The sequence below is a fragment of the Psychrobacter immobilis genome (assembly GCF_904846185.1).
GTDB classification, from domain to species: Bacteria; Pseudomonadota; Gammaproteobacteria; order Pseudomonadales; family Moraxellaceae; genus Psychrobacter; species Psychrobacter immobilis_B.
This window is the reverse complement of sequence record NZ_CAJGZQ010000042.1, coordinates 1-6,688: the sequence shown is the minus strand read 5'-3', so window position 1 is coordinate 6,688 and position 6,688 is coordinate 1. Positions and strand designations below refer to the sequence as shown.

Below are 6,688 nucleotides of genomic sequence, written 5' to 3'. Positions count from 1 at the left end.
TGAAGTTGATCCCAAAGCGTATCTGTTAGTGCTGTTCTTGCCATGACTTGTACTTCTCGCAGCGTCTCAATAGATGCGGTATTGTAACTATTATTTATGGCTTAACCAATTGAAGACACGCCCTAGTCTCTTCAAACTCTTTTTGCTGGTTTGGTGTCATGACGCCTTTGACCAATCGCATGGTTTGCTCAGCGGTTAAAGGCGTTTTACCGACAGGCAGAATTTTGCCATTTACTTTCATGGAGGGCGCTACATCAGCGGTAATAAAAAGGTCCGAGCCATTTTTATTGATCATTAACTGCAATAGTTTATCAATGTCCATATCGTACCTGCATTCGATGTAAATCGACTAAAAAAGTATTTAAAATCATGTTTTAAAAATCGCTAATAATAACCATTAGAATAAAAGTAAGGTATATCATGGCTCATGAATGCTTGTATTATTGACTCACACATCAATCAAGATAAGCCAGTGACGCACGATGAATAATATTACAAGAATGCCTCAGGCTGTTTGGCATAAGGACGGGCTACGTCTTTACTAATGGTGCCTTTCGCTACTAGATTTTTGAGTGTTTGATCCAGCGTAATCATACCTTCACCTGCACCTGTTTGGATAGCAGAGTACATTTGAGCGATTTTATTCTCACGTATTAAGTTACGGATAGCAGGGGTGCCGAGCATGATTTCATGTGCTGCTACACGTCCGCCTGCTTGACGACGCAAAAGCGTTTGTGAGATAACGGCTTGTAGTGACTCTGATAGCATCGCCCGAATCATGTCTTTTTCTGCGGCGGGGAATACATCAATGACACGGTCAATGGTCTTAGCGGCAGAGCTGGTATGCAAAGTGCCAAAGACTAAGTGACCAGTCTCTGCTGCTGTCAATGCCAAGCGAATGGTCTCAAGGTCACGTAGCTCGCCAACCAAAATAACATCGGGATCCTCACGTAGCGCAGAGCGCAATGCAGGCTCGAAACCTAAGGTATCGCGGTGCACCTCACGTTGGTTAATCAGGCTTTTCTTGGAATCGTGGACAAATTCGATCGGATCTTCAATGGTTAAAATATGCTCTTTACGGCTCTCGTTGATATAGTCAATCATGGCAGCCAGCGTTGTGGACTTACCAGAACCTGTCGGACCCGTGACCAAAACCACACCACGTTTAAAGTCTGATACACGTTTAAACACATCACCCATACCGAGGTCTTCCATTGTTAAGACTTTGGACGGAATGGTACGAAAGACAGCGCCTGCCCCACGGTTTTGATTGAATGCGTTTACCCGAAAACGTGCTAGATTGGGAATCTCAAAAGAGAAATCCGTCTCATAAAATTCTTCAAAGTCAGCGCGCTGCTTATCGTTCATGATGTCATAGATAAGCTGGTGTACAACCTGATGAGTCATCTCTGGCATATTAATACGGGTCATTTCACCATCAACACGTATCATTGCTGGCATACCGGCTGAAATATGTAAATCTGATGCTTTATGCTTAACCGTAAAGCGCAGCAAGTCTTCGATGCTTAAATTGTTTTTTTCAGCCATAATCGGATATTCCTATCAATCAATAAGGGTAGGACAAAAGAGCAAAAAAGGGGAGTGATTATCAATCGATCAACGATCTGATTAAAGTCGGTCACGTTAATAAAGGAGTAGCGATGGTCTTTACCATTACTATTATATTCAGTAGCATATGTTAAACCATGTAACAATATAATAACAAGACTACCGACAATTAACCATCTACTACACCAATAAAATGTAAAATTAGTCATTATGAGTGTCGATTTATAGACTGATGCTTATTGAGTTTTTTATATTAAAAGACATTTATAAAAAGTTTAACCATAGCTAATAAAAGTTCATTATATAAGTCATTAAAAATATAAGTCATTAAAAGTGACTGATTAAAAAATAGATTAAATTATTCTCGTGAGTAATATATGAAAGAAATAGAAAATAACATTGATAGCCAAAATCTTATTGCGAGCTGGCAGCAAGTGAGTAAGCAAATGACTCAAGCGTGTGAGCATGCGGCACGACAAGCAGATAGTGTGACGTTGCTGGCAGTTTCCAAGACCAAACCAGCTGATATGATTGCTACTTTGGCTCAGCAAGGACAGCAGCACTTTGGTGAAAATTATCTGCAAGAAGCCATCGAAAAAATCGATACGCTAAAACGACAGCCAGAAACTAAAGACATTGTTTGGCATTATATTGGTAGTATCCAGCGCAATAAGACCCGTGATATTGCTGAGCATTTCGATTGGGTACAAACGGTTGAGCGTGACATTATTGCTCAGCGTCTAAACGATCAGCGCCCAGCTGAGCTGCCCCCACTGAATGTATTGATTCAGTTGAATATCGATAACGAAGAAAGCAAATCAGGCTGCCTGCCAGCACAGCTACCTGATTTGATAACTGCTATCAAGGGGTATGACAGGTTACAGCTACGTGGTTTAATGATTATTCCTGCTAAGGGAGGTACGGATGCTTTTACCCGTACCAAGCAGTTATTTGATGAGATTAAAGAGACTCATGCAGAGCTAAATGCTTGGGATACACTGAGCATGGGCATGAGCGGTGATATGACAGAGGCGATAGCCAGTGGTTCAACGATGGTGCGCGTTGGTAGCGCCATATTTGGCGCACGAGCTTAAATTTTTATTTATCAGACAGTCTCATCCATTCTGGTCACCAGCATCTGAGTGATTTTGAGATTGTCCGTTGCGATAATTTCAAATCGATAATTGGCATATTCGATAGTATCGGTTTTCTTTGGAATCTTGCGTAGCATATACATCATAAAGCCACTAATGGTTTCATAGTTCTGACTGCGTGGCAGATTAACGATATCTAAAGCGCGTACGACGTCTTCGATAGGAGTCATGCCATCGATTAGCCACGAGTTGTCAGTACGTTGAACAATGGGCTGCTCCTCCAAGGTGACAAGCTCCCCCATGACGATACTCATCACATCCTTAAGCGTGATGACACCCACTACCAATCCATACTCATTCACGATAACAGCAAAGTCAGCGCCTGTAGATTTAAACATCTCTAATACTTCAAACAAGGACAAGGTATCAGGAACGAAGAGTGCAGGTTTTAGTAGGGCTTTGTCAGTTAAGCTGACCTCTTGCTGGTTAAGAACCAATGCCAAAAAGCTGCGCGACTCTACATAACCAATAATGTGCTCTAAATCATCTTCCTGACAGACCAAAAACTTGTTATGTGGTTGTTCAATCATCACTTCAACGACTTTTTCAGTGCTCGTTTTGGTATCAAAATAAACAATATTTTCACGTGGATTCATCACCGACGTTACGGTGCGCTCTTGCATGTCAAAGATATTTTCTATCAGATGATGTTCTTGTTTTTTGAGCACACCAGCTTCAGCACCAGCATCCATGACAGCATAAATATCTTCTGGCGTCATATCGTCTTGTCGTATGGTTGAAATACCCAGTAATTCAAAGATGACATTTGCTGCACCATCAAATATCCAAATCACGGGTTTGAATATAAAAATCAATAGCATCATTGGTCGTACGAGACGTACAGCGATAGCTTCAGTGTTTGACATCGCCAATCGTCTGGGCATCAAATCAGCGAGCAGAGAAAACAAACTGGTGATCAGCACAAATGATATGACGGATGACACTGCTTCATTCTTCACCAAAAGCTCTAGATAAGGGCTAATAGCTGACTCACCGACCGCACCAGCCGAGATAGCGACGGCATTCAAAACCACTTGTACGACAGTAATAAAACTGCCAGGGTGCTCTTGCATTTTAAGGACGTCAAATGCGCGGACATCCCCTTCTTTTGCCATGATTTGTAGCTTAATTTTGCGACCAGCAGCGATGGCAATTTCGGCAGCAGATACAAAGGCACTTAGGGCAAGCAATAAAAGAAGAAAGATACTAGCGGTTAGCAAACTCATGACATACTCGGTAAAAAAATATAGGGATTAAAATAATTGAAGTTAAAGAATGAATGGGTTAGAAGCACAAAAAAGAAAGTGTTGTTTATAACAGCTTGACATTAAAAATCGGTTTATAGAAACTAAAAAAGCTGGGTAAGCACCCAGCTAATTATAATAAACTTGATTTTTTATAAAAGTATTAAATTAGCCATATTGCTCGCGTTCTACATAATAAAAGTAGGGCAAGCAACAATGGTTAATCTAATTTAGCCTTTTACTGACCATTTATTCACTAATGGATAACGGCGTTCACGTCCAAAGGCTTTATGGCTAATTTTGGTACCGATTGGCGCTTGTAAACGCTTATATTCGCTATTGTCTACCATCTGGATGACTTTTGCGACCAGTTCAGCGTCAAACCCTTTATTAATGATGTCTTGATAGCCCATGTCTTCATCAATGTATGACATTAAGATGCCATCTAATACATCATAGTCAGGCAAGCTGTCTTGGTCTTTTTGGTCTGGGCGTAATTCAGCAGATGGCGGGCGAGTGATGACACGCTCAGGGATGACAGGGGTGTCTTCCAAGCGGTTGCGATAACTGGCCAATTTATAAACCTGCGACTTATAAACGTCTTTTAGCACATCAAAGCCGCCTGCCATATCACCATATAATGTCGAATAGCCGACTGCTAACTCAGACTTATTACCAGTGGTGATGACCAAGTGCCCAAACTTATTGGACAGCGCCATCAGTACCACACCGCGCGCACGCGCTTGGATATTTTCTTCAGTGGTGTCTGCTGGCGATTTGTTAAATAGTGGCGCTAAGGTATGACGGATGCCTTCAACCGCATCAAAAATAGGACAAACCGTATAAGAAACATTTAAGCGGCGAGCCTGTGCTTGAGCATCTTCTAGACTAATCTGAGAAGTATATTCATAAGGCATCATCACCGCATATACCTTGTCAGCACCCAAAGCATCAACAGCGATACATAGCGTTAAGGCAGAATCAATACCACCTGATAGCCCAAGGATAATACCAGTGAATCCTGAATGGTTGACATAATCGCGTAGGCCAACGACCAGTGCTTGATACATCTCTGACTCACGGCTCAGTGTTAATGGCGCTTTAGTTTGACTATTAAACTTGGCAGTTTTGACGTCTAAAGTGGCAAGAAGTAACTGATTCATAAAACGTGGTGCTTCGTGGGCAACGCTACCATCAGCTTGCACCGCCATAGAACCACCGTCAAACACCAAGTCGTCTTGACCGCCAACGGCGTTGACATAGACGATAGGCAAATTATTCTCACGGCTACGCTTGGCCAGCATCGTTTTACGATTGTCTTGTTTTTCGATCTCAAAAGGTGAGGCGTTCAAGCTAATAATCAGATCAGCACCTTGCTTTTTAAGCTCGGCAATAGGGCCTTTTTCCCACAAATCCTCACAGATAAGCAGACCGATTGTGATGCCTTTATAGTCAAATAAAACTTGGTTACGACCTTTATCAAAATAACGACGCTCATCAAATACGCCATAATTTGGCAAGATTTGCTTATGATAAAAGCCTTTTTGATGACCGTTATGCAAGATAGCAGCAGAGTTGAAAGTACCATGATGGTCGACATGTGGATAACCGACAATCATCACGATGTCATCGATATCACTTAAAGTAGACAAGGCGCTTTTGATGCGACCAGATAAGCTTGGGCGTAGTAATAAATCTTGCGGTGGGTAACCTAATAAAGCAAGTTCTGGGAAAATAATGACATCCGCACCTTGCTCGCGAGCTTGCAATGCGAGTGCACGCATTTTTTCAGCATTGGCAGTGATATCACCAACCAAAAAATGCGACTGAGCCAACGCAAAAGTAACGGTTTCTTGGGTTTTATTGGTCTTACTGGCCTCAGTTGAGGGAGTTATATTGGGATTATCATTGTCTTTTGACATTGTTATTGTTCCTATCGATATATGGTTTAAAATTTGTTGGGTCGTTGTTGATTTAAAATAAAATCAAAGTAGGTCCGAAATTCACTCAAAATAGCACTCTGTCATATCGAATTCTAATAGTGAACCGAGATGATGAGCTTGCTTACGCACAGTATCCAACGTTGTAACGCCCCTCTACAGGTTTGATCTTATGATAGTCTATAGAAAGACGATAAAAGAGGGCTGTAGCGCATCGTCTGAAAAATGTTATATATGTAGAATGATCCAAATAAATAAGAACAAACGAATTTAATGCTATTAAAAAGCTTAAAATAATTGCTTTAGTATAGCATCAATTATCGTTGCAAATAGAACGCGCCAGTGAATTACCTTTCAATAAGTCAGTTTACAGTATGAATGTAAAATATCCTTTTAGTGCATTGTTTTTACATGTTAAATCTATGTGTCAACTTCTATCTATTAATGTCATCATCTAGGGCGTGTCTTCAATTGGTTAAGCCATAAATAATAGTTACAATACCGCATCTATTGAGACGCTGCGAGAAGTACAAATCATGGCAAGAACAGCACTAACAGATACGCTTTGGGATCAACTTCAATCAACGATGACACAGCATGGCTGCTATCAAACTCAAAACAGTCGAGAGGTCATGGAAGCCATACTGTGGAAGGTACGCACAGGTGCGCCTTGGCGTGACATACCTAAAGAACTGTGTTCTTGGAAAACAGCTTATAGTCGCTTTAATCGCTGGTCGAAAACTGGCTTATGGGCGAATTTTTTTTAGCTTATGAAAAGAAA

General features: G+C 41.2%; 5 protein-coding genes and 1 pseudogene. 2 read left to right on the top strand and 4 right to left on the bottom strand.

Going from position 1 to position 6,688, the window contains the following annotated elements; all coding sequences use genetic code 11:
• Positions 1-94 precede the first annotated feature (94 nt).
• Complete coding sequence (locus tag JMW94_RS14340) at positions 95-322, bottom strand: hypothetical protein (RefSeq protein WP_265088327.1); 228 nt, start codon at positions 320-322, stop codon at positions 95-97.
• A 170-nt stretch (positions 323-492) separates the two neighbouring features.
• Positions 493-1,548: a type IV pilus twitching motility protein PilT gene (locus JMW94_RS14335; RefSeq protein ID WP_045443495.1), complete on the bottom strand. Its 1,056-nt coding sequence runs from the start codon at positions 1,546-1,548 to the stop codon at positions 493-495.
• Positions 1,549-1,946: 398 nt separating this feature from the next.
• On the opposite strand from JMW94_RS14335, the gene JMW94_RS14330 reads away from it, so the two are divergent.
• Positions 1,947-2,663, top strand: coding sequence for a YggS family pyridoxal phosphate-dependent enzyme (locus JMW94_RS14330; RefSeq protein ID WP_201604852.1), 717 nt, complete (start codon positions 1,947-1,949; stop codon positions 2,661-2,663).
• A gap of 11 nt (positions 2,664-2,674) precedes the next feature.
• Here JMW94_RS14330 and JMW94_RS14325 read toward each other — a convergent pair whose 3' ends face one another.
• Both JMW94_RS14325 and JMW94_RS14320 read right to left on the bottom strand, forming a co-directional pair.
• Positions 2,675-3,949, bottom strand: a complete 1,275-nt coding sequence (locus JMW94_RS14325; RefSeq protein WP_201604851.1) for a hemolysin family protein — start codon at positions 3,947-3,949, stop codon at positions 2,675-2,677.
• 248 nt (positions 3,950-4,197) lie between these two features.
• Entirely contained in the window at positions 4,198-5,889 is a 1,692-nt protein-coding gene (locus JMW94_RS14320) for an NAD+ synthase (protein WP_045455343.1), read from the bottom strand.
• Positions 5,890-6,443: 554 nt separating this feature from the next.
• On the opposite strand from JMW94_RS14320, the pseudogene JMW94_RS14315 reads away from it, so the two are divergent.
• Positions 6,444-6,671 (top strand): annotated as a pseudogene (locus tag JMW94_RS14315) (transposase); the annotation flags it as partial.
• Between the last annotated feature and the right edge of the window lie 17 nt (positions 6,672-6,688).